The following is a 24,832-nucleotide window of genomic DNA, read 5'->3' on the forward strand; positions in this document are numbered from 1 at the left end:
GGTGAATTATGAGTGATACCCTACACTGCCCGTTTCCCGTATTGGGGGTGGCAGCCTGGAGCGGAACCGGCAAAACCACGCTGCTAGAGAAGCTTTTGCCTAAGCTGCGTGAACAGGGCCTTTCGGTGGCGGTGATCAAACACGCCCATCACCAGTTCGATGTGGATCAGCCCGGGAAAGATAGCTACAAATTGCGCAGTGCTGGCGCAGCGCCCATGCTGATTGCATCGCGCCAGCGTTTTGCGCTCATGCAGGAAACGCCCGGGCAAGAGGAGCCCGATCTTGCCTACCTGTTGACGTTGATGACCCCCCACGCGCCTGATTTGGTGATAGTGGAAGGGTTCAAGGCTTGGCCCATTCCCAAACTGGTGCTCTACCGCGACGGTATCGGTGATCCGGCGATTTTGTCCGATCCGTGGGCCCAGGCCGTCGCGCTGAGCGGTGAGCCGCCCGTGGCGCTGGCGCCCTCCGTTACGCGCTTGAATTTGAATCAACATGAAGAGATTGCTCGCTGGGTAAGCGAGTGGGTCGACCAACAACGCCGCTCTTTGGCTTGATGATGAAAAGGTGACACCATGCAGTTAACCCACCTGAATGCGCACGGCGAAGCAAATATGGTTGACGTCGGCGATAAGCAAGAAACCCGTCGAGAGGCGGTCGCCTCCGGGCGTATCGTTATGCAGCCCGCCACCTTGAAGTTGCTAAGTGATGGGGCGCTGCCTAAAGGCGATGTGCTGGCCACGGCCCGCATCGCCGGTATCCAAGCGGCCAAGCGAACCCATGAGCTCATTCCGCTTTGCCACTCACTGGCGCTATCCAAAGTGGCGGTAGCGTTCGATATCGACCATGACCAAGGGTGTGTGAACGTGTCGGCCATGTGCCGCTTGAACGGCCGCACCGGCGTCGAAATGGAAGCGCTGACCGCGGTGTCGGTCGCATGTTTGACGCTGTATGACATGTGTAAAGCGGTCGACAAAGAGATGCGTATCGAGGCAATACAGCTGGATAGCAAGCAGGGCGGTCAGCGCGGCGATTACCGCCGGGAAATGACCGCGCCCATCGTCACCGGTGAAGGGGCTGCGGGCGAGGTGAGTCTCGGCGAGCGCTGCGCCTCCCCCTGTGTGCGGGTCAAGTTTCTGGCCGAACTGCGTGAGCGTATCGGTGAGAGCGATCTGGCCATTGGCTTGGACAAGCTGCCAAGTCGCGATGTCGCTGGCTTGAAAGCGGCGCTCAGCGCTCAAGACACGCGTTTTGCCGTACTTGCCGATCAGCGGACGCTATGTGCCATCAACCAGGTAATGGCTAATGACAGCGCACGCATTACCGATGAAGACGAAGTGGCCTTTTTTCCGCCGGTCACCGGAGGCTAAGCCGTGTCCGTTCACGAACCGACAGCGCCAGACATTGCGGTAGCGGTACAGCCCGCGCCATTTTCCATGGATTATGGCTATGAAAGTGCGTTGCGCCAGCGTACTGACATTGGCGCGATCGTTACCTTTACCGGGTTAGTGCGAGATTTCAACGAAACGCCTGACGTCACCGGCTTGACCCTGGAACACTACCCAGGCATGACCGAGCGCATCTTGACACAGATTGCCGAGCAAGCTTGGCAGCGCTGGTCACTGCAAGCGGTGCGGGTCATTCACCGGGTGGGTGATTTGTCCCCTGGGGATCCCATCGTGCGGGTACTGGTCGCCAGCGCGCACCGCCGTGATGCGTTCGAGGCGTGTGATTTCATCATGGATTATTTGAAAACGCAGGCACCCTTTTGGAAGAAAGAGCACTCTAAACAGGGAGCTTACTGGGTGAAAGAGCGCGACACCGACCAGCAGGATGCTGCTCGGTGGTAGTACTCAAGGCTCGTCGTTCAGCTCTTCGATGGTCGGCATTTCGGCGGCCATGATCTGCAGGTGCACGTCCGGCATATGCTGTAAGTGGTTCGCTAGCCAGTGCACCAGCCTTGGCTGAAGCGCATGACGCAAATCGGCCAACGTATCTGCCGGGATCTCGTCGAGCTGGTCATCCAGCCACTCGCTGAAGCTATCTTCGTCCATGGGGCTGGCGCCGCTGGCATCTAGCATCAAGCGCCCGATTCGGCACCAGCCGGTCTCTGTGGCAGCGACCGGCAGAGCCAGAAAGAGGCTGCCTCGGCGGGAAGAGGGCTGGCCAATATCCAAGCCGGGGTGGGGCACCACGCTATTTTGGTTGACGATGCAAGGGGGCTGCGGATAGCGCGTCTCGCAGCGCAATCCCTGGTGGTCGAGCACGAGCATGTCACCATTTACGGGTGCCAGCGGTGCTTGAATACCTAGCTCTTCGGCCAGCGCCTGATGCGCCGCTTGGTGGCGAGCCTCGCCGTGCACCGGCAGTAGCATTTTGGGTCTGACCCACTGATAGAGCTTTTTGAGCTCTTCCTGAGCGGGGTGGCCGGTGGCGTGAAGCTCGGGATGATTCGTTTCATCGAAGAGCGTGACATCGAGTTGCAACAAACGTTTTTTAAGCTGCTCAATGGGGCGCTCATTGCCCGGAATGGCTTTGGCAGAAAAAATGACGCTATCGCCTGGCTCCAAGTCGACGAACGGATGGCGTCGCTGGGCCAAACGCTGTAAAGCGGCGCGCGGTTCGCCCTGGCTGCCGGTGGCAATAATCACGACCTCTTCGGGGGGGAGGTAACCAAGGTCGTGGGCGGGCACTAGGGGCGGAAAGTCGTCCAAGTAGCCAAGGCCTCGGGCCACACTGACCATGCGCTCCATCGAGCGGCCCATCAGGCTAACCCGGCGGCCACATGCCTGGGCCGCTAAGCCGATGGCCAACACCCGCGCCAAATTACTGGCAAAGCAGGACACCACTACGCGGCCTTTGCAGGCTTTCAGCGTGGTGGCCAGTGCCTTGGCGACGTCTCCTTCGCTCGCCGACTGTCCCGGCATGGGGGCATTGGTAGAGTCACCCACCACCAGATCTACCGGCGCCAAGGCTCGAAACTGTGCCGCACTGACCGGCGCACCGATGAGCGGCGTTGGATCGAGTTTCCAGTCTCCCGTGTGCAGGATGCGGTAATCTCCCGCTTGCATCATGATGGCGCAGCTTTCGGGGATGGAGTGGGTAACGCTGAGATAGCGAAGGGTGAATGGACCGCTCTCCACCGCATCCCCTGGTTCGATGATCTGAATCGCTGCGCTACTGAGCTGGTGTTCGGCAAACTTGTAGCGAAGTAGTCCCGCCGCCAGTGGCGTGGCAAAGATCGGGCAGCCCCATTTAGGCCACAACCACGCTACGGCACCGATATGGTCTTCATGGCCGTGCGTAATGAACAGCGCCTTAGGTACGATCTTGAGCGCTTCCAAGGTATCCGTGTTGGGTACTTGAAGCGGGGAGTTCGGCAGGTCTTGGCGAATCATCATGCCGCAATCGACGGCGATCCACTGATCGTCGTATCCATACAGCGTAAGGTTCATTCCAATTTCGCCACAGCCACCTAGCGGCAGTAGGCGCAGAGGCGGGCGGCGACGGGGACGAAGTTGAACGCGTGATGGATGCATCAGTTATGAAAAGCCTAGAAAGTAATCCCTTAACTATACGGGATGCGGGGGGCGGGTAACAATCATCGCGGCACCTGACCACGGTGCTTCATCATCCGGCTTACGTTACACTAAGGTCGCTACAGAGTTTACCTGCCGCCCGGCAGGTGCTTGGCGAGCGTGCCGTTAAATACGTTAAGAGTGTTTGTGATGTCTCATTATTACCGGTTAGTTGTTTCCTGCCCAGACCAAGTGGGCATTGTGGCGCGTGTCTCAAGCTTTATTGCTCAGCAGGGTGGTTCCATTACCGAGGCAAGCCAGCACTCGGATTTAGAGACTGGCCGCTTTTTCATGCGCTATGAAATTCTGGCGGACTCACTCGGCATGTCGGCAGAGGCGCTGCGTTCCGCGTTCGAACCCGTCGCGGCGGAGTTCGATATGCAGTGGTCGCTGGTGGATACCGAGAAACGCCGCCGCGTGGTGTTGATGGTATCCCGAGAGTCTCACTGTTTGGTCGACTTGCTCTACCGCTGGCAGGCAGGGGAGTTGGATTGCGATATCGTCAGCGTGATTTCCAACCATGACGATATGCGTTCGCTCACCGAGTGGTACGGTATTCCCTACCATCATGTGCCGGTCGATCCTGCCAACAAACAGCCGGCGTTCGACCAGGTGCAAGAGCGGATCGACGCGGCCCGTGCAGACTGTGTCGTGCTGGCCCGCTATATGCAAATACTGCCGCCCTCGTTGTGCGAGCGCTATGCAGGTCGAGTCATCAACATCCACCACAGCTTCCTGCCGTCGTTTGCCGGTGCCAAGCCCTACCATCAAGCCTATGAGCGGGGCGTGAAGCTGATCGGTGCGACATGCCACTACGTGACCGAAGAGCTGGACGCCGGGCCGATCATCGAGCAAGACATTCATCGGGTCAGCCACTGTCATACGCCTACCGACCTCGTTCGGTTTGGTCGCGACGTGGAGAAAGCGGTGCTGGCTCGCGGCTTGCGTTGGCACTTGGAAGATCGCGTACTCATCCACGGCAATAAGACGGTCGTCTTTAGTTAATCGATTCTGGGGGCGCTATGTCCTTTGCACAAAGCGTATTGGCACCGTGGGCGCTCGTGATGAGTGGGTTGTTGTCACTGGGTGTGATGGGCTGGTGCGTTTGGCTGCGCCCCTGGCAACCTCTTCTGGATGATCCGGCGCTTCAGCACCGCTGGCTGGCCGCAACCCTGATCGTCATGCTGTTTTGGCAGCTACGTGCGCAAGCGGTGGATTGGCTGACGCTGCATTTGGTCTTTACGGTACTAATGACGCTGGTATTCAAAATGCCGTTAGCGCTCATCAGCAACCTGATGATCAACGTTGCCATGGTGGCGATTGGACGAAACGACTGGGCCCTGCTGGGGGCAAACGTGCTGGTCACCGGCATCGTACCTGCCATGGTGACAGGCGTGGTGTGGCGGCTGGTTGATCGCCGGCTGCCGGATAATTTGATGGTCTTTCTATTTGCCTGTGGCTTTTTTGGTGCGGCGCTGTCGACATTGGTGGGTGGACTGTCGGCGGTGGCGCTCATCCTCATGGCGGGCACTGACCCTGAAGCCGTGTATCTGGCTCAAGAGTATGCCCGCTTTTTACCACTGCTGATGCCTTCCGAGGCCTTCATTACGGGGATGCTGCTCAGCATCCTGCTGGTCTACCATCCGAACTGGGTGGCCACGTTCAATGACCACCGTTATATCGACTCCCAGTAACGCAGGCGAGTGTATGCAGAGCGTCGGTGAGGATCAGCCCAGTGCCTGACCGTTGCCTCCACGAATTACCCCAACGCCGACGCCTTCGATATCCAGTTGCTGCGTGCGCAGATCGATCTCGATGGGGGCAAAGTCGGCGTTCTCGGCAATCAACGTCACTTGATGCCCCTGGCGTTTAAAACGCTTGACCGTGACTTCGTCTTCTAGTCGTGCTACCACGATCTGACCATCCCGCACGCGGTCGGTACGGTGAACGGCCAGTAAGTCGCCTTCCAAAATGCCGACATCTTTCATGGAGAGGCCGCGTACCCGCAATAAATAATCGGCCTTGGGCGTGAAGTACTCGGCAGGCAACGGGCAGTAACGGTCAATGTGCTCGGCGGCCAGAATCGGGCTGCCAGCGGCCACTTCACCAATCACGGGCAATCCGTTGGGGAGAGGGTCAGCGGCGACCGATGCTGTGGCAGGGGCTGGCGTATCGGCAGGTTCCAGCGGCTCTTGATTAGGCAGACGGATCCCACGGGACGTATTACGAATAATGCGAATGGCCCCCTTGCGCTCTAACGCGCGCAGGTGCTCTTCCGCTGCATTGGGAGAGCGGAAGCCAAGCGCTTTGGCGATTTCGGCGCGCGTTGGCGGATAACCCAGCTCACCCATGGTCTTAACGATGAAATCAAATACGTGCTGCTGACGTGCTGTGAGTGGACGCGACATACCAAACTCCAAAACAGTGAAAAGACAGTAGCTACATGTCGGCTTAATCAGTATGTGGTTAAGTATACAGTATGTTGCTCTGTCCAGTACATGGCGAGGACCACGAAAGCTAGACAAACATGAAACCCGTCAATGACTAGGCACGAATTGGATAAGAGATTGAGCCAGCAAAGCGAATGGCATAGTATTCAGCGTTGTTTAAAACACCTGTTTTTTGGAGGGCGTTATGGCCCAGTCGGATACGGTAACGCGTATTTTGGATACGGCAGAGGTGCTATTTGCAGAGCGAGGCTTTGCCGAGACGTCGCTGCGCAATATCACTAGCAAGGCGCGGGTCAATTTGGCCGCCGTGAATTACCACTTTGGTTCCAAAAAGGCGCTGATTCAAGCGGTGTTCGCCCGCTATCTCGATCCGTTCTCGGCGCGCTTTCATACCGCACTGGATGAACTAGAGGCGCGCTACCAGGGCCAGCCGATTCCCCTAGAAGTGTTGCTGGAAACCATGGCGACCACGGTGCTCGCCGTTCCCGCCGAGCGCAATAGCTTAAAAGTGTTCATGCGACTGCTAGGGTTGGCCTACAGCCAAGCGCAGGGACATTTGAGGCGTTACATCCAGCAGCAGTATGGTGATGTGTTCACCCGTTTTACGGAGCTGGTGCGCAAAGCGACGCCGGATCTGCCGGACGCCGAGCGCTTCTGGCGGCTACACTTTATGTTAGGAACGGTAATATTCACGCTGTCAGGGCTGGATGCACTGCGCGATATTGCTGCCAAGGATTATCAAGAGCAGGTCACGGTGCGTGATTTGGTGCGACGGCTGCGTCCTGTCGTAGTGGCGGCCATGAATGCACCGTTACCCGCTGTGGTTGAAGAGGGTCACCATGGTAACGCCCAAGCTAGCTGAGCTGCCGCCAACACGCGGGGGTTGGATAGAGATCGATACCCAGCGCCAGAGGCTGTGCTGGTGGCAAGGGAACGACATTCAGCATGAGTGTGCGATTTCGACGGGGCTGGCAGGCGTGGGGCAGGAAGAGGGTAGCGGTCAAACACCGCTTGGCTGGCACTATGTGCGAGCGTCGATTGGCCGCGGTTGTCCGGATAATGCCGTGTTTCGTGGTCGCCGCTGGACAGGCGAAGTCTTTTCGCCAGAGCTTGCGGCCGCGCACCCCTCGCGCGACTGGATTTTGACGCGCATTCTATGGCTGTGCGGGTTGGAGCGGGGTGTGAACCGCGGAGGGAGCGTGGATTCCCAGCGGCGCTATATTTATCTGCACGGTACCCCCGAGGACCAGCCCATGGGCGAGGCCGCTTCTCACGGTTGCATACGCCTGCGCAATGACGATTTACACTTCTTATTCGACCATGCCCAGCCCGGTACGCCGGTTTGGCTTCATTAAGCCCATTGATGCGGCGTCCTGCCAGAATTTTGACACGCTAAGCGGTTAGTCTAGAATGGCGCCCTTTTTTGTTGGATTCACCACCATGACGCAACCCATCGGCCCGGTCATGCTTGACCTAGAAGGGCCACAGTTATCCAACGCGGAAAAGCGCCTGCTAAAAGATCCCGCCGTGGGCGGTGTGATTCTGTTTGCCCGTAACGTCGAAGACGCATATCAAGTTCGCAAGCTGTGCGAGAGCATTCGTCGTGTGAGAGGCGATTTGCTGCTGGGGATCGATCAAGAGGGGGGGCGTGTCCAGCGAATCAAGCAGGGCGTTACCCGGTTACCCGCCATGGCGCGTCTTGGTGAGCTGTTCGCCACCGACCCAGTAGCAGGTTTGAGCCTCGCCAAAGATACCGGCTGGCTGTTAGGCATGGAGATGGCCGCCTGCGGGCTGGATATTAGCTTCGCTCCCGTATTGGACGTGGAAAGTGGCGTGTCCAGCGTGATTGGTGAGCGCAGCTTCAGCAGTGACCCGCTTCACGTGGCCAAACTTGGCCATGCGTTTGTCGAAGGCTTGCATGATGCCGGCATGGCCGCCGTGGGTAAGCACTTTCCCGGCCATGGGGGCGTGGCGGCAGACTCCCACGTGGCGCTACCCGTCGATGACCGGACGCTGGCGGAATTGAAAGCCCGCGACCTCGTGCCGTTTCGCGAGTTGGCGAGCGTCTTGAACGGCATCATGCCGGCCCATGTGATCTATTCGGCTTTTGACAAACGTCCCGCCGGATTTTCGCCAACATGGCTGGGCATGCTGCGTGAATCGCTCGGGTTCAAAGGGTGTATTTTCTCGGATGATTTGAGCATGGCCGGTGCGCACGAAGCCGGTGGCCCCGCGGAGCGCGCCAAGGCAGCTCTGGCGGCTGGCTGTGACATGCTGCTGATATGTAATGATCGTGCGGCGGCTCTTGAAGTCGTTCACGCCTGTGACGGGGTGTTGAACAAACGTCCTGCCAAATTACGTTACGGTCGCGCAAGGCCAGAGCTCGATGCTTTGGCTGCGCTTGGTCGCTGGCGGCGCACCCATGCCAAACTCGACGCGTTGGCACACTGATTTTTATACCGTTATCTTTTTGAAGGCTTTGTGGAGAAGTAGCATGTCCAAGTTGGATACAGAAGCGCTTGAATCGCTGGATTCCATGCGTGAGTTGATGGATAACGCCGACTGCCTGATTTCGCAAGAACAGGTAGAGCGGGCGCTGGATCGCATGGCAGAGGAGATCACGCGTGACTTGGGCGACAAGCTGCCGGTGTTTTATTGCGTCATGAACGGTGGGCTCATCACGACGGGGCACTTGTTGACACGTCTGGGGTTCCCGCTAGAGGTGGATTACCTGCACGCCACGCGGTATCGGAACGAACTGCGCGGTGGTGAGCTTTTCTGGCGCGTCTCGCCTGAAGTGCCCATGGCGGGACGTCATGTGGTCATCGTCGATGACATTCTGGACGAAGGGGCGACGCTGGCCGCCATCCTCGAATACTGCAAAGAGGCGCAGGCCGCCAGTGTCACGACCGCCGTACTGGTCGACAAGCAGCACGACCGTAAAGCAGTGCCGGGTCTGAAGGCCGACTACTGCAGTCTGGAAGTGGCCGACCGTTACGTTTTCGGTTTTGGTATGGATTACAAAGGCTATTGGCGTAACGCCCCAGGGATTTTTGCGCCTAAGGGCATGTAATACAAAGCGTTGCCTAGCGGGGAGAGAAGCGCCTCGCTAGGCCCGTCTCCGCGATCATGCGGGTCGAAATCTCCTCCACGGAAAACCGCGTCGTATCGATGTAAGGAATGTGCATCGTTCGATACAGCGATTCCGCCTGCTCTACCTCCTGCAAGCATTGATCCATCGAGCTATAGCGGCTGTTGGGTCTGCGCTCATTGCGAATGGCCGATAGCCGACGGGCATCGATGGTCAAACCAAACAGCTTGTGTCGATGGGCTGCCAATGCCTTGGGCAGCTTAAGGTGGCCGTCTTCGTCCAGATCGTCCTCGGTCAGCGGGTAGTTGGCTGCACGAATACCGAATTGCAGCGCGAGATACAACGACGTGGGGGTTTTTCCGCAGCGAGAAACGCCTACCAGAATGATGTCGGCTTTGTCGTATTGGTGCGTGCGCGCACCATCGTCGTTATCCAGTGCAAAGTGGACCGAATGGATGCGATCCATGTAGACATCGTCACTCCCGATGGAGTGAGTGCGACCGACGCTGTAGGAGGAGTGGGTTTCCAGCTCCTGTTCGAGCGGCTCCAGGAACGTCGAAAAAATATCCACTTTGAATCCTGATGCCTGACGAATGACGTTCCGGATGTTTTGATCCACTATGGTATCGATGATGATGGGGCGGTGACCGTCGCGGATAGCGGTGGACTCGATGATCTCGGCCAGCGCTTGGGCTTTCTCCACCGTATCGATATAGGGTTTGGTCAGCATGTTGATCTCGACATCGCTGAATTGGGCCAGCAGGCTGCGTCCCAAACTCTCTGCAGTGATGCCGGTACCATCGGAAATGAAAAAGGCCGTTCGCTTCATAGACTGTTCCGCCAGCTAAGGGTGCATGATGCGTCTATTGTGGGCTGCGTCTGCCGTCAGCACAACGCTTCACCGTCACTACATAAAACGGCTATATCAGTGAGTTGTTGTAAAAATCCTCCACTCCCTTCGCTGTTAGACCAATGGCGAATAGGAACGCGTGGTGCTAGGGTGACAACGTCTAACAGTGTCGCCCTATGGGGTTGCAACAAAGTCTGAAAGCGAGGGGGTTGCGTGGAAGAGTACATTCTGTGGTTCGATCAGCTAGGTATGGCAGACGTCGAACGCGTGGGTGGTAAAAACGCCTCGCTGGGCGAGATGATTTCCAATCTGTCGGGGGTTGGCGTGACGGTGCCCGGCGGCTTCGCGACCACTGCCCACGCGTATCGCGAGTTTCTCTCCCATGAGGGGCTGAACGACCGCATTAATGACACGCTCGCTCGCTTGGACGTTGACGATGTCAAAGCCCTGGCCGAAGCCGGTAAGACGATTCGTCAGTGGATCATCGATACGCCACTGCCTCCCGCTTTCGAGGCCGCGCTGCGCGATGCTTACGAAAAGCTCCAGGCTCAGCACCCCAGTCTGAAAGTCGCCGTTCGCAGCTCTGCCACTGCAGAAGATCTGCCGGACGCCTCTTTTGCAGGGCAGCAAGAGACCTTCTTGAACATCGAAGGGTTTGCCAATATCAAACACGCCGTGCATGAAGTGTTTGCTTCGCTGTTCAACGATCGCGCCATTTCCTACCGCGTTCACCGTGGCTACGCTCATGAAAACGTGGCGCTATCAGCAGGCGTCCAGAAGATGGTGCGCTCTGAAACCGGTGCTTCCGGCGTAATGTTTACCCTCGATACGGAGTCAGGCTACCGCGATGCCGTCTTCGTCACGGCCTCATGGGGGTTGGGTGAAACCGTGGTACAGGGGGCTGTCAATCCCGACGAGTTTTATGTGCACAAGCCCACTTTGGCCGCAGGTCGCCCGGCGGTGCTGCGCCGCACGCTGGGGTCCAAGCTGATCAAGATGGTTTATGGGCAAGATGCTAGCGCCGGTAAGTCCGTCGACACCGTCGATGTACCTTTCAAAGATCGCGGTCGCTTCTGTATCAACGATGAGCAGGTGATGGACCTCGCCCGTCAGGCGGTGACCATCGAGCAACACTACCAGCGCCCGATGGACATCGAGTGGGCGCTGGATGGCGACGATGGAAAGCTCTACATCGTACAGGCGCGTCCGGAAACCGTGGTGTCTCAGCAGGAGGGCGGGAAGCTCGAACGCTTCCAGCTACGCGAAAAGGGCCGCACCCTGATTACCGGTCGCGCCATCGGTCAGCGTATTGGACGTGGGGCGGTCAAGATCGTCTTGAGTCCCGATGAGATGGACAACATTCAGGAAGGCGACATCCTGGTCACCGATATGACGGACCCCGACTGGGAGCCGATCATGAAGCGCGCTTCGGCCATCGTGACGAACCGTGGTGGCCGCACCTGCCACGCGGCCATCATTGCCCGTGAGCTGGGTATTCCGGCGGTGGTGGGCTGTGGCGATGCCACAACGCAGCTTCAGGAAGGTACCGACGTAACGGTGTCCTGTGCAGAAGGCGACACTGGTCACGTGTATGAAGGGCTATTGGCCTTTGACTGCAACGTGTCCAGCGTCGATTCGATGCCGGAAATCCCCTTTAAAATCATGATGAACGTGGGTAACCCAGATCGTGCGTTCGGCTTTGCAAGCTTACCCCATGCTGGGGTTGGCCTCGCGCGACTGGAGTTCATCATCAACCGCATGATCGGTGTGCACCCGAAAGCGCTGCTGGAATACGATACGCTGCCTGCCGATCTTCAACAGGTGATCGACCTGCGTACCGCTGGCTATGCCGACCCGGTGAGCTTCTACGTCGATAAGCTGGTCGAAGGGATCTCCACGCTGGCAGCAGCATTCTACCCGCAACGAGTGATCGTCCGCCTGTCGGATTTCAAATCCAACGAGTATGAAAACCTGATTGGCGGCAAACTCTATGAGCCGGGCGAAGAGAACCCGATGCTGGGCTTCCGTGGTGCTTCCCGCTATATTTCGGACGCATTTCGTCCCTGCTTCGAGCTCGAGTGTCGCGCGTTGAAGCGCGTGCGTGACGAGATGGGCTTCACGAACGTCGAAATCATGGTGCCATTCGTTCGCACCACCGACGAGGCACGCGAAGTAGTGGACCTGCTGGCCGCTAACGGCTTACCGCGTGGCGGGGACGAACATCCAGACGGTTTGAAAGTCATCATGATGTGCGAGCTGCCAGCCAATGCGCTGCTGGCGGATGAGTTCCTCGAGTACTTCGACGGTTTCTCGATCGGGTCGAACGATCTTACCCAGCTAACCCTGGGCTTAGATCGGGATTCCGGCATAGTGGCGCATCTGTTCGATGAACGTAATCCCGCAGTGAAAAAGCTGCTCGCCATGGCGATCAAAGCCTGTAAAGAGAAGGGTAAGTACGTGGGCATTTGCGGCCAGGGGCCGTCCGACCACCCGGATCTTGCTAAGTGGTTGATGGAGCAGGGTATCGATTCGGTGTCGCTCAACCCTGATGCGGTCCTGGAAACTTGGTTCATGCTGGCAGGTGAAACCATCGCCTAACGCATTGTTCATACGCTTAGCGTGCTTGCTATTTTGCGCCCGACCATTGTGTCGGGCGCAGTCGTTTTATAGGCTACGCTGTTGTTTGAACGACGACCGGGCGATTCCGCCTAGGATGTTAACGTCAGCGCGAAGGTTTCAAGGAGAAAAGCGATGCGGCCAACAAGGGCACTCTCACTGACTGGTTTACTGCTGGTGCCAATGGTGAGCTGGGGGTTTAGTTACGAGACACCCTCCATTACACCGGAAGTGGGATCAGGTTTCGAAGAGAAGCCCGGTTGGGCGGCTGACACCTTTGCCGTGGCGGCAGCGAACCCGCTAGCCACCGATGCAGGCTACCAAGTGCTCAAAGCGGGTGGCAATGCCATCGATGCGGCAGTAGCCGTACAAATGGTATTGACGCTGGTCGAACCGCAGTCCAGCGGTATCGGCGGTGGCGCTTTTTTAATGCACTTCGACGGAGCGAAGGTGCAAGCCTACGATGGCCGCGAAACGGCGCCTGCCGCAGCCACTGGGGAGCTGTTCATGGAAAACGGTGAGCCGCTGCCCTTTATGGATGCCGTGGCCAGCGGTCTCTCAGTGGGTGTGCCCGGTACGGTACGCATGTTGGAGCAAGCCCACGCCGAGCACGGACAGCTCCCTTGGGAAGCGCTCTTCGAGCCTGCGATCACGTTGGCAGAGGAGGGGTTTGCCGTCAGTCAGCGACTGCATACCAGCCTTGCCAACGACGAGGCCTTGCGTCAGAACGAGCGTGCCCGGGCATTTTACTACACAGCCGATGGCGAACCTCTTGAGGTGGGTTCCTCCCTAAAAAATCCTGCGTTGGCTGCCATTTTGCGCCTTATCGCGGAGGAAGGCAGCGCCGCATTTTATGAAGGAGCGGTCGCGGAGGATTTGGTCGAGCAAGTGCAATCACACCCCGTCCGGCCAGGTACCATCACGCTGGAGGATATCAGCGGTTATCAGTCGTTAGAGCGTGAGCCGCTGTGTACTCCCTGGCAGCAGTGGGAGGTGTGTGGTTTTCCTCCCCCCTCGTCGGGTCATCTTACCGTCATGCAGATTCTAGGCATGATGGACCAGCAGCCGCTGCTCGAAGCGCCGCTGGAGGATGGCGTGACCAGTAGCGGTTGGTTGCATCAGTTCTTGGAAGCCTCTCGACTGGCCTTTGCTGACCGTGGTCGCTACATCGCCGATCCTGACTTCGTCGATGCACCCGGCGGCGACTGGTCGCTGATGCTGGCGCCCGATTACCTGGACAAGCGTAGCCAGCTCATCGGCGACGAGAGCATGGGAGAAAGCGCCGAGCCTGGTAACCCAGGCGAACTCACCGTTAGCTTTGCCAGCCAGCCGGAGCAGCCCGAGTATGGCACGAGCCACATCAGCATCGTCGATGCCGACGGCAATGCCATCGCTATGACCACGACGATCGAACAGGCCTTTGGATCACGACTACTGGCGGATGGCGGGACCGACCTGCCCGGCGGTTACTTGCTCAACAATGAGCTAACGGATTTCTCGTTTACCCCAGAGATCGATGGCCAGCCAGTGGCCAACCGCGTCGAGCCGGGTAAGCGACCCCGCTCTAGCATGAGCCCGACTCTGGTGTTCGACCAGGAAAGCGGTGACCTGGTGGCGAGCCTAGGCTCCCCGGGGGGAGCGGCCATCATTCACTACACGGCGCGCACGCTGGCGGCCATGCGCGATTGGGGGTTGAACGCTCAAGAGGCGTTGAATCTCCCCCACGCGATTACCCTAGGGGGGATGTTTACCTGGAAGAGGGGCGTTTTCCCGAATCGACGATCGAATCTCTGCGTGAGCGTGGCCATACCGTCAGTGAGCGTGAGTTAACGAGCGGCTTGCAAGCCATCCAGCGTTTGGAAGATGGCACCCTGTACGGTGGAGCCGACCCTCGTCGTGAAGGCGTCGTCATGGGCGAGTAAGACTCGCTGTCACTGGCGTAGCCAGTTACGTAGCTTGACCAACATGAGGCCGCCGTCGCTGAGAGCACGGCGGTCTTCTATGAGAGCACGCAGCCGATCTGGGTAGTCGGTGATGATGGCATCGACCCCTAAGTCAATCAGCGCCGACATGCGTGCTCGGTCATTGACCGTCCAGGCATGAATTTCGTACCCAAAACGAGCCGCCAAACGAACTTCCTGTCCGCTAATACGGTTATGACGCAGCCCCAGCGCGTCAAACTGGCGACGATCCAGCGTGCCCGGCAGTATTAGCTGCGCCAGCAGTGTCACCCGTAGTTCGGGCGCCTGCGCTTTGATGAAGCGTACCAAGTCAGGTGACATGGTCGCCATGCGCATCTCCATCAGCGCATTGGGAAAACCGCAAGCGGCCATGCCGGTCAGTGCGCTCTGCTGCGTTGCCCAGCAGCGATAGCGAATGTCACTCTCCTGATTCAGCGTCTCGATGACCGCGTGTGCGAGCGCTTGCTCTTGGCCCGGTAGCGCTTTCATATCGATCATCAGTGACGCTCGACCGCGAACGGTGCGCAAGGCGTCATCCAGCCCAGCGATGCGCTCGTTCTGGAACGCGTCGCCAAACCAGCTGCCTACATCGATGTCGTTCAACTCTCGACGCGTCAGGTCACCAAATTCCCGTGGATCGCCGGTGAGCCGAGCAAGCGTGCGGTCGTGATACAGCATGACCTGTTGATCGGCGCTCAAACGAACATCCAGCTCAACGGCGTGGGCTCCATCCTCCAGTGCCTGCGTGACGGCCGCCAGCGTATTCTCCGGTGCCACCATGGAGCTGCCGCGATGGGCAATGATGGTTACGCTGTCGCGGATCTCGAAGCTGTTGAGAATCCACCATGCTTGCAGACCTGCCAAAAGCAGGACACTGAGCTCCAGTGCCCATGCCATGCGTCCAGAGTGTGCATCGGCCGACGGTGGCGCTGGGCGGGGTTCTTGATGGGCCAGTTGTACGTATAGACAAGCCGACAGCAGAGCGTTAGTGGCAATACCCAGAAAGGTTAGGGTCAGGGTGATTAATACGTAGCCAGTCAAGTAGGCCAGCATCGCCGGTATCAACAAGGCGTTATGCTCGGGGAGCCACCACAGTAGCGGCGTGACTATGCTGTCGAACAGCCATGTAATGACGATGGGTAGGCTGATGATGATCACTAACAGAGTAAGTACCGCGCCGCCAATCGAACGATGCCAGCCGCGGGTCAAGCGAACGCTTCGTTTTAGCGCTTGTAAAGGCGAGCAGGTTTCCAAGGCCACGAGCGGCAGTGCCAACAGCCAGCGTAAGTACAGCCATGCGGCTAGCAGCAGCCACAGCGTGACGAGCGGAAGCACGCACGCCAGAAAATACCACAGCACCGGTGGGCGGACGCGCTGAAGATAGTAAGGATCGATGCCGCTCAGCCACAGCTCATACAGCCACGTCAGCGCCAACATAAAGGGGGCCATGAGCAGCAGGTGGCTGCCCACTTGCAGGATGACCAGCAGCGCCAGCGCCGGAAGTCGGCGAGTGCTTAGCCACAACGCCTCGAATGCCAGTCGGTAGTGGTGGTCTTTCGGCCTCACCGCAACGTGCAACATACCCGCCTGCTGCCAGTAGATCAGTAAAAACGTCAGGCCAAGGCCGACCAGCATGACCAGTAACCCTGTAGGGCTGAAAAGCAGCGCCAAGAGCGCGTCCGTCGTAACCACCGTGCGATTGAGCTGCGCCAGCAAGCGCTGGGACAGCCAAGCAACGGCTGGAACCAATAAGGCAGAGGCCAGCAGGGTAAACAGCAGGTGATAAGCAATCAGTGGACGGAGATGGTCTCGCAGGGTGCGAAGGAGGGCATGGCCTAATGAGGTGAGCGGCTGCATGGTCACAAAAGTGTCAGAGTGAAGCCTCAGGGTGGCACTCTCTGCCACCCCTGGCAAGTGGGTTCAAGAGAGCTTTAACGGCTGCTCGGCTATGAGAATGCCGTTGTTGTCGGCATAGAGCCATTGACCAACGCGCAGCGTGACACCCGCAAACGTAACCGCAACGTCTCGCTGGCCCTCGCCGCGTTTATCACTCTTACGTGGGTGGCTGCCCAGTGCCTGGACACCTAGTGGAAGGGTGGCCAGGATATCGACATCTCGGACACAGCCATACATGACGACCCCGGCCCAGCCGTTTTGTGCGGCCTGCTCCGCTAGCATGTCGCCGAGCATGGCGCAGCGATGCGACCCACCAGCATCCACTACCAGCACGGCGCCTTCACCGGGCTCCGCCACGGCCTGCTTCACTAGGGAGTTGTCCTCGAAGCACTTTACCGTACGAATGGGACCATAAAAGCTGTCGACACCGCCGAAGTTTGCAAAGAGAGGCTCGAGCACCTCGACATCGGGGTAAGCGTCGCACAGATCGGGGGTAACCACTTGAGTTGTCGTTGTCATCGTTGACTCCTGTGTTGACGGCACTATGTTCATAGCGGCATAAAAAACGCCCCGTCCTTGAAAGGAAGGGGCGTTCTGTCATCGGCTCAGCGAGGCATTACCCTGGCTGCGATGTTGCGAGCATCGGCGATGGGTCGGTGCCACGAAGCATTTACGCTTCTTGAGCAACCGGAATCACGTTCGAGGCGATTTTTTGATACTCCTCGATTTCGTGGAAGTTCATGTAACGATAGATCTCGCCTGCCATGGCGTCAAACTCGCCCATGTAACGCTGATACTCATCAACGGTGGGCAGGCGACCTTCTACAGCGGCAACCGCTGCCAGCTCTGCTGAGGCGAGGTAGACATTGGCACCATCGCCCAGGCGGTTCGGGAAGTTACGTGTAGACGTGGACACCACGGTGCTCTTCGCGGCAACGCGTGCCTGGTTACCCATACACAGTGAACATCCCGGCATTTCCATGCGAGCGCCTGCACGGCCGTAGATGCCGTAGTAACCCTCTTCGGTCAGCTGGTGCTGATCCATTTTGGTCGGCGGCGCGAGCCACAGACGGGTTTTCAGACTGCCCGCAGGCTGTTTCTCGAGCAATTTACCTGCCGCGCGGAAGTGACCGATGTTGGTCATGCACGAACCGATAAACACTTCGTCGATTTTTTCACCGGCAACGTCAGACAGTAAGCGGGCGTCGTCCGGGTCGTTCGGGGCGCAAAGAACCGGCTCTTTGATGTCAGAGAGATCGATCTCGATGACTTCGGCGTATTCGGCGTCTTTGTCGGCACGCATCAGACTCGGGTTCGCCAGCCATGCTTCCATGCCTTCGATACGGCGGCTAATAGTACGCTCATCACCGTAACCGTTGGCAATCATCCACTTCAGCAGTGTGATGTTGGATTTCAGGTACTCGGTCACGCTCTCTTCGGACAGCGTGATGGTACAGCCAGCGGCGCTGCGCTCAGCGGAGGCGTCGGAAAGCTCGAATGCCTGCTCGACGGTGAGGTCTTCCAGGCCTTCGATCTCCAGCACGCGACCGGAGAAGGCGTTTTTCTTGCCGGATTTCTCGACGGTCAGCAGGCCCTGCTTGATGGCGTACAGCGGAATGGCATGAACCAGGTCGCGCAGCGTGACGCCCGGCTGGCGCTTGCCTTTGAAGCGCACCAGCACGGACTCTGGCATGTCCAGCGGCATGACGCCGGTCGCGGCGGCGAAGGCCACCAGGCCAGAACCGGCAGGGAACGAAATGCCCAGGGGGAAGCGGGTGTGGGAGTCACCGCCGGTGCCCACGGTGTCGGGCAGCAGCATGCGGTTCAGCCAGCTGTGGATGATGCCGTCGCCGGGGCGCAGCGAGACGCCACCACGGTTCATGATGAAGTCCGGCAGGGTGTGGTGAGTGTCCACGTCCACCGGCTTCGGATATGCCGCCGTGTGGCAGAACGACTGCATGACCAGATCGGCTTGGAAACCAAGACATGCCAGGTCTTTCAGCTCGTCACGGGTCATCGGCCCCGTGGTATCCTGAGAGCCTACGGTGGTCATCTTCGGTTCGCAGTACATGCCGGGACGAACGCCGTCCATGCCGCAAGCCTTACCCACCATCTTCTGCGCTAGCGTAAAGCCTTTGCCGGTATCGGCCGGCTGATCTGGCAGGCGGAAGACATCAGAGGGCGCTAAGCCCAACGACTCACGCGCTTTGCCGGTCAGGCCTCGGCCAATGATCAACGGAATGCGGCCGCCAGCACGCACCTCATCAAGAATGAGCTGAGTTTTCAGTTCGAAGGTGGTCAGCACGTCATCAGTGCCGTGTTTGCACACTTTGCCTTCATAGGGGTAAACGTCGATGACGTCGCCCATTTCCAGTTTGGAAACGTCCATTTCTACGGGCAGTGCACCGGAGTCTTCCATGGTGTTGAAAAAGATCGGTGCGATTTTGCCGCCAAAGCAGAAACCGCCAGCACGCTTGTTCGGGACATAAGGAATGTCGTCACCGAAGAACCACAGTACGGAGTTGGTGGCGGATTTACGCGAAGAGCCGGTGCCGACGACGTCGCCGACATAGGCCACTGGAAAGCCTTTGGCTTTGACGTCTTCGATCTGCTTGAGCGGGCCCGTGGTACCCGGTACTTCAGGCTCGATGCCTTCGCGCTCGTTTTTGAGCATGGCGTTGGCATGCAGCGGGATATCGGGGCGTGACCAAGCGTCCGGGGCGGGGGAGAGATCGTCGGTGTTGGTTTCACCGGGTACCTTGAACACGGTGAGGGTGATTTTCTCTTCCAGCGCCGGCTTGGAGAGGAACCACTCGGCATCGGCCCATGATTGGATCACATCTTTGGCGACGGCATTGCCTTGTTTGGCGCGCTCTTCCACATCGTGGAAAGCATCGAACATCAGCAGAGTGTGCTTGAGCTGTTCACCGGCTTCGCGGGCCAGTTCTTCGTTATCCAGCAGCTCCACCATAGAGACGATGTTGTAACCGCCCTGCATGGTGCCGAGCAGCTTGACGGCATGAATTTTGTCGATCAGAGGAGAGGTTGCTTCCCCTTTGGCAATCGCGGTCAAAAAGCCGGCTTTGACGTAAGCCGCTTCGTCGACACCGGGGGCACGCGGTTGGTGATCAAGTCGAGGATGAACTCCTCTTCACCGGCCGGGGGCGCTTTGAGCAATTCGATCAAGGCCGCGACTTGCTCGGCAGTCAGGGGCTTGGGTGGGACGCCCTCTGCGGCGCGTTCCTCGACATGTTGGCGGTAAGCTTCAAGCACGTTGGGGCCCTCTCATCTTCTTGGTAGTGATGACTCAGTGGTGCCGAACGACTGCTAGCACGGTGGGTGAGGCGTTCGGACACGTGACATACGCTTGACAAACAGCGTCTGGTGGATGAGCGAGATTCTACGGGAAACTGTCGACAATGTTAAGAAGCCAAGCTAAGTGCTTGCTTGTACTTTATGTTGAGGCGCTGATATTCGGCTCCTTCCAAGCCGTTTTTTTCGTTAATGTGCCTTATATCTGAAAGTTTTTTACCAATCGGGGTGTTTTACGGTAAGGGCGGGTGTGATTATTGTGATGCCGCGTTACCATAGCCACTGATTTATAACGATGGATCGCGCGTCATTACGCGGTTTATGGGGTGTGTGGAGCACCAAATAAATCGGGCTTATATATTAGCGATATGCTATATGAGAATTGAGCCGTCATTTAATAAGCGGCCTTCGGTTATTAGGGAACAAACGCCAACGGCGTTTATATATTGTACAATAGTGTGATAAACGCTCGGTAGCGGTATTATGTCTATACAATTAGTCGAACTCAAAACGGCAGAGCACTCCCTTCAAGCGGACGATCTGCTGCCTGAAAGTCTTCATCAATTTCTTGCCTGCCCCACGCCGGATACCTGGCTTCAATGGGCGCTTGCCAATCCTGAAACACTGCTGATCGATCATGCCCAGTGCGAGAAAAAAGCGGCTTCCACGGCCATGAGCTTGTTATATCGCTACGTGGATCAGCCGCTGTTGCTCAGTAAAATGTCACAGCTTGCTCGTGAAGAGCTGCTCCACTTCGAGCAGGTCGTCGGCCTCATGGAGAAGCGCGGGGTGGCGTACCATCACCTGACGGCATCGCGCTATGCCGAAGGACTGCGCCAACACTTACGCAGCAATGACCCCGAGCGTTTGATCGATGTGCTGATCATCGGTGCTTTAATCGAAGCGCGAAGCTGTGAGCGCTTTGCTCGGCTCATTCCTTACCTAGACGAAGAGTTGGCAAAGTTTTACCGCACGCTGGTGAAGTCAGAGGGACGCCATTTCGAAGATTATCTGCTGTTGGCCCGCCAACAGACCGATGAGCCGATCGACGATCGCATTGCCTTCTTCGTTGCACGTGAAGCGGAGTTGATCACGACTCCCGATACGGCGTTTCGTTTTCATAGCGGCGTGCCCGCCTAAGCCGCCGCTAGCCAGGCAGGATGTATTCCATGCGCGATGCTCAACAGACAGATCAACTGACCTTGTTTGGTCACTTCTCCTTAACGCAGGGGGAGGACGTACTCACTCATTTCAGTTACGACAAAGTGAAAGCCCTGTTGGTGTATCTGCTGTTGCATCGCCAGCCGGTCAATCGGGCAGCGCTGGCGGAGTTGCTTTGGCCAGACCAGGGGCTATCGTCGGGGCGCACCAACTTGCGCCACGCCTTGCACTGCCTGCGCCAGTCCATGGGTGACAACGCCGACCAAGTGCTGAATGTCTCTCGTCAGACGATTGCGTTTCACCTACCGGCCCACTGGCAGGTCGATCTACATGATCTGCAGCAGCTACTGGAAGGCCCCAAGGATCTAGACACTCTCGAAGACGTCATGGCCTGCTACCAAGGCGATCTCATCGAAGAGCTTCAACTCGCCAGCTGCAGTGAATTCCAACGCTGGCTCGTTCAGGTGCGCAACGAGTGGCGCCAGCGGGTGATCCGCTTTGCTGAGCAGGTGCTGGAGACCCATGATGAAACGCCGGACGGCATGCTGGAAGGGCTGGTCAGTCGCTTTTCAGGGTACGGGCCTTTCCATGAGCGGCTGGTGCGTCAACTGGCAGAAAAGAACCAAATGGCCGCCGCTCACGAACAGTACAACAGCTATTTACAGCTGTTGGCGCTGTCGGGTCAGCAGCCGGAACCCAGCTTTTTGCAGCTGGCGAGCTACTGGTCAGACGGCCACCACGACCCGCGCGCCATGTCACCCCAAGGGGCCTTTTCTCGCGCGTTGGCCGCCGATAGCAAGCCGCTGCGTGAAGATGAAATCGAGCTGCGCCAGCTATCGGTCATGGCGATTCGTTTGCGTTTGAATGGGGATTGGCAAGATCGCGCCGCTACCCGCAACTGTCTTGTGCTTCAACTAGAGCTGATGCGCTGGCTGGAACAGCAATGCCACCATTTGGGCGGTTTCTGGCTTCCAGGGGCGACCGGCGGCTTGGGCTTGGCATGCTTTGGTACGCATGGCCCAGCACACCAGCTCGCCGAACTGGTCGCGCTTTACGAACATTGTCGCCAAGCGCTCCCCCAGGAAACCCAGCGCCACTGGAGCGGCGACGGCGAGGCTCCCTCCTTTGAACTGGCGGCGGGGCTCAACAGTGGCCGCGTAGTTTATCTGCCCGAGCGCCAGTTGGCAGACCCGCTGGGCCAAGTCACCCAGGTATCGCTTGAATTGATGAGCGCTGCCGAAGGCAGTGAACTGGTGATTTCGCAAGAAGCCAGCCAGCACATGCCCCCCGCTCTGGATCTGCAGCCGCGCTTGGTCTCGCGGCTAGTGGCCAGCGACGGTCGCGTTCGCTTGCGCGCACTGGTGTTGGGTCAGAACGAGGGTGGCCGTGACGCGCTGCCGCCGAGTCTGGTCGGCCGCGAAACGTCGCTGCGTACCCTGCGGGATGCCCTGGCAAGGGCCGGCATTGGTTTACGCCAAAGTGTTTTGGTACGCGGGGCGTCTGGGATGGGGAAATCGGCGTTGATGGTGGGGTTTCGTCAGCTCGAACTGAGTCGCGATGCCGCCATCTGCTGGCAGCCCACCACACGCCTATCGGTGTTAGAGCCGTATGGCGTCGCGCGCACGCTCTTGGCTTGGCATCTCGATACGACGCCGACGCTGGCAGCGCTGCATCAGTTGCAGTCATCGCTGGGCGAGACGCCATTGGACGATGCGCGACAGCAGCTGTTAGAAGAGGCGCTGGGCGTTAGAGACGTTCAGGAAATTACCCAGCTCACACAAAACGGAGAAGCGGTAGAGCTGGTCGTGAAACTGCTGCACCGTCTGATCGACCAGCGCGCAGGCACCCAAACCCTCGTCTTGATGGTCGATGATTTGCAGTGGCTTGACGAGCCCTCCTTCAAAGTCCTTGCCGGGTTACAAGCGCGTCTGCCCATCAATACTGCATTCATGCTGGTCGCGAGCCATCATGGTCGTGAATCGCTGCCGGTGAAGCTGCATTGGGATCAGCAAATTACCTTGGGTAAACTCGATGCGCTGCAGTCGTCGCGACTGCTGTCGCAACTCTCCCGCCGGTATCGAATGCATTTGAGCCCCCGTTTGCGCAACCAAATCATCGAGCGATGCGACGGTGTGCCGCTCTATATGCAGGAGATTTGTCGCCGTCTAGACATGGATCGCCGCGAAGGGCGCAGCGTGCAGTTCGATGAGTTGCCGAAAGGGTTGCTGGGTCTACTGGCCAGCCGTATCGATCAGTTGGAAGGAGATCGCGAGATCGCCCATATCGCTGCCGTGCTGGGCAAGCGCTTCCGTCTGGATTTCTTGGCCGAGTGTAGCGGATGGGACAAGACGCGGCTCTCCCAGGCGGTGGAGCATATGCGCCTTTTGGAGATCATCGAGCCAGTGGACAAAGAGAGTGGTGAGCATGAGTACCAGTTCAGCCATCAGCTTCTGCAAGAAGCGGCGTACCTCTCCTGTCCACGAGACGTGCGGGTGAAGTTGCACCAGCAGGTCGTCACCTTGATCGAAGAGCGTTTCCCGGTGTGGATCAGCCGCCATCCTGGCGATTTCGCGACGCACCTACGCCGCAGCGGTCATTACGCCCGGGGGGCGCGCTATTTCGAGCTGTCTGCCCGTGAGGCTCTGAAAGTGAGTGCCAATCGTACAGCGCTGCGAATGGCCGACTTCGGTTTGGCGAGCCTGCGCCATGTCGAACATGAGGTAGAGCGCGAAGTCAGCTTGCTGACTGTGCGAGGCCAAGCGGCTTTTGCGCTGGAAGGCCACGGTTCGCCCACCGCTCACGAGAGCTTCGTGCGCGCGCGGGAGCTTTTGCGTCAGTCCGGAGGTGACACCCTGGACGACCCGGAAGATTTGGAGCAAATTTTCCTCGTGAAGTGGGGGCTATGGGTCGGCCGGAGCCAGCGGTGCGCCCACGCGGATGCTTTTGCCCTCGCGTCCACGCTGGCGGACATCGCCGAGCGCCTGGAAGACCCTCGCTATCGTCGCTTGGCTGACTACGCGCGAGCGCACTGTGAGTACTGGGCCGGGCGCATTCAGCAGGCTCACGATCATCTGGATGAGATCGATCCGCTCAATGCACAAATGATGATCGAATGGCTGCCGTTCTCGGATCATCCGCAGGTCACGGCGGCCTGTTTCCAGGGCTGGGCGCTCTGTTTGCGTGGCGACTACCAGCGCGCCGAGCGACACGTATCGTCGGCCATTAGGCTGGCCGAGAAAATCGGTCATCCGGGCACGCTGGCCATGGCGCTGATGTTTGCCGCTGCCCTGTATCGTCAGTTGGGGCACGTGCATCTCGCGGCGCGTCACGCCGAGCGTGCTGCCGCCATGACCGGCACCCCGGATCTACAGCTTTGGCAAATTTCTGCCCAGGGCGTGCTGGGTTGGCAGAAGGCCATGGCAGGGGATCACGCAGGGCTGGTGCAGTTGAGAGACAGCCTGGATCAAATGGCCGAGTTAAACGGGCGAGACCGCTTCCAGCGCCCTGTACTATGGTACTCGGACGCCTGTATCGAACTGGGCGAACTAAAGGCTGCCGAGGAGTATCTGGATCAGTGTCTGGTCATAGCCCGCGAGCGCACCACGCTCTTTTTACCCGAGCTGGCGACTCAATTGGCGAGAGTACGTGATTTGTTAGGGCATCCCGCCAGTGAAGTGAGGGCGTTGGCCGAGATGGCGATCGTCCAGTCACGGGAACATGGTAATCGCCATCAGGAGCTGGCGGCTCTGGAGCTTTGGCTAACCCGTATTGCGCCTAACGATCAGGCGGCCAAAGAGGCCTTCCGTCGGCTGTTGAGCGAGGTGAGCCACAGTGATGCGCCGGTCTTGGTCCGCTGGGTGAGCCTGCTGGACCGCCGTTTACCTCACTCATTGAGTGTCGAAAGCGAGGTTTGAGCG

17 protein-coding genes and 2 pseudogenes are annotated in these 24,832 nt (G+C 58.4%); 13 read left to right on the forward strand and 6 right to left on the reverse strand.

Going from position 1 to position 24,832, the window contains the following annotated elements:
* Positions 1-8: 8 nt before the first annotated feature.
* The 3 genes from mobB to moaE are packed head-to-tail and all read left to right on the forward strand — an operon-like array spanning position 9 to position 1,850.
* Positions 9-557, forward strand: a complete 549-nt coding sequence (gene mobB, locus CTT34_RS08175) for a molybdopterin-guanine dinucleotide biosynthesis protein B (RefSeq protein WP_159341981.1) — start codon at positions 9-11, stop codon at positions 555-557.
* A gap of 18 nt (positions 558-575) precedes the next feature.
* Positions 576-1,370, forward strand: coding sequence for a cyclic pyranopterin monophosphate synthase MoaC (gene moaC, locus CTT34_RS08180; protein ID WP_159341982.1), 795 nt, complete (start codon positions 576-578; stop codon positions 1,368-1,370).
* Between the two features lie 3 nt (positions 1,371-1,373).
* Positions 1,374-1,850 (forward strand): molybdopterin synthase catalytic subunit MoaE, encoded by a 477-nt coding sequence (gene moaE / locus CTT34_RS08185; protein ID WP_302476124.1) that lies wholly within the window; start codon positions 1,374-1,376, stop codon positions 1,848-1,850.
* 3 nt (positions 1,851-1,853) lie between these two features.
* On the opposite strand, the gene CTT34_RS08190 is transcribed toward moaE, so the two are convergent.
* Complete coding sequence (locus CTT34_RS08190) at positions 1,854-3,455, reverse strand: ribonuclease J (RefSeq protein WP_159341983.1); 1,602 nt, start codon at positions 3,453-3,455, stop codon at positions 1,854-1,856.
* Positions 3,456-3,728: 273 nt separating this feature from the next.
* Between CTT34_RS08190 and purU the strand changes: the two genes are divergently transcribed.
* Both purU and CTT34_RS08200 read left to right on the forward strand, forming a co-directional pair.
* Positions 3,729-4,583: a formyltetrahydrofolate deformylase gene (gene purU, locus CTT34_RS08195; RefSeq protein ID WP_159341984.1), complete on the forward strand. Its 855-nt coding sequence runs from the start codon at positions 3,729-3,731 to the stop codon at positions 4,581-4,583.
* A 17-nt stretch (positions 4,584-4,600) separates the two neighbouring features.
* Positions 4,601-5,272: an energy-coupling factor ABC transporter permease gene (locus tag CTT34_RS08200; protein ID WP_159341985.1), complete on the forward strand. Its 672-nt coding sequence runs from the start codon at positions 4,601-4,603 to the stop codon at positions 5,270-5,272.
* 33 nt (positions 5,273-5,305) lie between these two features.
* On the opposite strand, the gene lexA is transcribed toward CTT34_RS08200, so the two are convergent.
* Positions 5,306-5,986: a transcriptional repressor LexA gene (lexA, locus tag CTT34_RS08205; protein ID WP_159341986.1), complete on the reverse strand. Its 681-nt coding sequence runs from the start codon at positions 5,984-5,986 to the stop codon at positions 5,306-5,308.
* 226 nt (positions 5,987-6,212) lie between these two features.
* Between lexA and CTT34_RS08210 the strand changes: the two genes are divergently transcribed.
* The 4 genes from CTT34_RS08210 (at position 6,213) to CTT34_RS08225 (ending at position 9,101) form a co-directional block, all read left to right on the forward strand.
* Positions 6,213-6,890: a TetR/AcrR family transcriptional regulator gene (locus CTT34_RS08210; RefSeq protein ID WP_159341987.1), complete on the forward strand. Its 678-nt coding sequence runs from the start codon at positions 6,213-6,215 to the stop codon at positions 6,888-6,890.
* Entirely contained in the window at positions 6,868-7,383 is a 516-nt protein-coding gene (locus CTT34_RS08215; RefSeq protein WP_159341988.1) for a L,D-transpeptidase, read from the forward strand. The genes CTT34_RS08210 and CTT34_RS08215 overlap by 23 nt, the downstream gene beginning before the upstream one ends.
* Before the next feature lie 85 nt (positions 7,384-7,468).
* On the forward strand, positions 7,469-8,479 hold the full coding sequence (gene nagZ, locus CTT34_RS08220) for a beta-N-acetylhexosaminidase (protein ID WP_159341989.1): 1,011 nt from the start codon (positions 7,469-7,471) through the stop codon (positions 8,477-8,479).
* A 43-nt stretch (positions 8,480-8,522) separates the two neighbouring features.
* Complete coding sequence (locus CTT34_RS08225) at positions 8,523-9,101, forward strand: hypoxanthine-guanine phosphoribosyltransferase (protein WP_159341990.1); 579 nt, start codon at positions 8,523-8,525, stop codon at positions 9,099-9,101.
* Between the two features lie 13 nt (positions 9,102-9,114).
* Here the strand turns inward: CTT34_RS08225 and ppsR are convergent, their stop codons facing one another.
* The gene (gene ppsR, locus CTT34_RS08230; RefSeq protein WP_159341991.1) at positions 9,115-9,948 is read right to left on the reverse strand and encodes a posphoenolpyruvate synthetase regulatory kinase/phosphorylase PpsR; all 834 of its coding nucleotides are present in this window, start codon (positions 9,946-9,948) and stop codon (positions 9,115-9,117) included.
* A gap of 234 nt (positions 9,949-10,182) precedes the next feature.
* Here ppsR and ppsA point away from each other — a divergent pair, with 234 nt between their 5' ends.
* Together ppsA and ggt are read left to right on the forward strand one after the other, a co-directional pair.
* Positions 10,183-12,567, forward strand: a complete 2,385-nt coding sequence (gene ppsA / locus CTT34_RS08235; protein ID WP_159341992.1) for a phosphoenolpyruvate synthase — start codon at positions 10,183-10,185, stop codon at positions 12,565-12,567.
* 153 nt (positions 12,568-12,720) lie between these two features.
* Positions 12,721-14,507 (forward strand): annotated as a pseudogene (gene ggt / locus CTT34_RS08240) (gamma-glutamyltransferase).
* 9 nt (positions 14,508-14,516) lie between these two features.
* Here ggt and CTT34_RS08245 read toward each other — a convergent pair.
* The 3 genes and pseudogenes from CTT34_RS08245 to acnB all read right to left on the reverse strand — a co-directional run bounded on the left by CTT34_RS08245 (position 14,517) and on the right by acnB (position 19,715).
* Positions 14,517-16,403, reverse strand: a complete 1,887-nt coding sequence (locus tag CTT34_RS08245; RefSeq protein WP_254436470.1) for a glycerophosphodiester phosphodiesterase family protein — start codon at positions 16,401-16,403, stop codon at positions 14,517-14,519.
* Positions 16,404-16,466: 63 nt separating this feature from the next.
* A complete protein-coding gene (rraA, locus tag CTT34_RS08250; protein WP_159341994.1) occupies positions 16,467-16,961 on the reverse strand; it encodes a ribonuclease E activity regulator RraA in 495 nt (164 codons plus the stop codon).
* Positions 16,962-17,112: 151 nt separating this feature from the next.
* Positions 17,113-19,715, reverse strand: a pseudogene (gene acnB, locus CTT34_RS08255) (bifunctional aconitate hydratase 2/2-methylisocitrate dehydratase).
* 522 nt (positions 19,716-20,237) lie between these two features.
* Here acnB and CTT34_RS08260 point away from each other — a divergent pair.
* Together CTT34_RS08260 and CTT34_RS08265 are read left to right on the forward strand one after the other, a co-directional pair.
* Positions 20,238-20,894 (forward strand): MiaE family protein, encoded by a 657-nt coding sequence (locus CTT34_RS08260; protein ID WP_159341995.1) that lies wholly within the window; start codon positions 20,238-20,240, stop codon positions 20,892-20,894.
* A gap of 29 nt (positions 20,895-20,923) precedes the next feature.
* A complete protein-coding gene (locus CTT34_RS08265; RefSeq protein ID WP_159341996.1) occupies positions 20,924-24,829 on the forward strand; it encodes an ATP-binding protein in 3,906 nt (1,301 codons plus the stop codon).
* The last annotated feature ends 3 nt before the right edge of the window (positions 24,830-24,832 follow it).

Origin of the sequence: Halomonas meridiana (assembly GCF_009846525.1) — a bacterium.
Taxonomy (GTDB): domain Bacteria; phylum Pseudomonadota; class Gammaproteobacteria; order Pseudomonadales; family Halomonadaceae; genus Vreelandella.